A 1,504-nucleotide genomic window follows, 5' to 3' on the forward strand; every position below is an offset into this window, starting at 1 on the left:
TAAAGACTCTATTTTAAGAGAGTACAATGAGATGGTTGCTTATGCCCAGTCCCGTAATGCACGACTGGCCGCCACCAATGCCGACAACCCTATCACAAAATACCTCACTTCGTGGGCTGAAAGGTTGCTTACCCCTGTTTTAAAGTGCGTTGTTGGCAAATCGGATGTAGCGAAGTTGATTCACTTTTTGGTGGAAGAAACCGAAAGAAATAAAAGCATTTCTCACGTTACCCAAGCTGGCTTAACAGGTTCAAACCGTTGTATTGCGCTAGTAGCCGAAGGATTTGTACATGAGCTATTTAGCAATGCGGATGCCCTCGGAATAGCGCAAACCTTAAAGGATTTTTCTCTGGGATGTTTGAGCTCCAGTGTACGATTTTTTCAAACCTGTATCAATGCTACCACTACCAATCCGAACGTTGACCAACTCTTTAATTGTATTTTGGGGCCACCCTGTGGACCTCGCTTATTGCTAGAAGCTACTCCACAATTAATAAATGCGGCCTCTGAATTTGGCACCTCATTATTGGGAGACTGCTCTACTAGCGAGACGGGGGCGGACATATCGGCGTATAATCGTGGTGTACTAGCGGCCTTTATTGCCACGATTGTTATTCCTTCCAAATGGGTAAAATTATCCACTTTAAAAGGCCAGCAGAAGGCATTTGGTGCTCTAAAACTTACCATCAAAAATCCAGAGGAAGCGATTGCCTTGTTTAAGCAAGGAAAATGGAAAGATGGGATCAAAACTCTTTTTGGAAAAGCAGGTTATATCGCCGCTAAATTCCCCAAAGTAAATGCTTGGTTGGAGGGGGTAACCAACGCTTCTAAAAAAGCAGAACTACAAAACATTATCCAAACTTGGGACGATGAACTACTGGGACGTTTGGATAATGCACTTGGCAATGCAAAATACAGTAACTTAGCAACCGAGCTCACGGCCAATCAAACTTTATTGGACTACTTCAAGCAGTTAAACACCAACTGGTATGCACGATTTGGATTAGCTAGGGCTTATAGTTTAGGTTCAGGAACAGCAGGCAAAATTGCTTTACCAAATCATTTCAAAAACTATATGTTGGATTTAGAACTACTCCCTGGTTATCGCGTAGTAAATATTTACAATAGTAATAGGGCACCGATTTTAGAACTGGGTATCAAATTTGATGATAAAATAAAGGACATTCTCACTACCGCTTTTAGAAAAGGGCGAGCAGGCATAGAAGCTGCCGATATACCAGTAGATCTAAGAAATATCTATCTTCGCCTTTGGGATGATGGCTATACTAAGGCTATACAAAACGTAAGATTAAAAACAGCCAATGGGGTAGAATTTATTCCTGATTTACTGTTTTTCAGGACCAGACAAAATGGAGTTTTGAGTTTTAACCAAGTCGTTTATCACGATGCCAAAATAGACGTGAGTACTCTTTTTACCGATGGACAAGATGCCGCCATTGTAACTATAGAAACGGCCAAAAACACCAAAACTGTCGCTCAGTTT

1 protein-coding gene is annotated in these 1,504 nt (G+C 41.4%); it reads left to right on the forward strand.

What is annotated here, in order from left to right:
- Positions 1-1,504, forward strand: a 1,504-nt coding sequence (locus AC23P2_RS31010; protein ID WP_487776776.1) for a hypothetical protein, incomplete at both ends; no start/stop codon positions are given.

The sequence above is a fragment of the Runella sp. R0.1_18 genome (assembly GCF_057652155.1).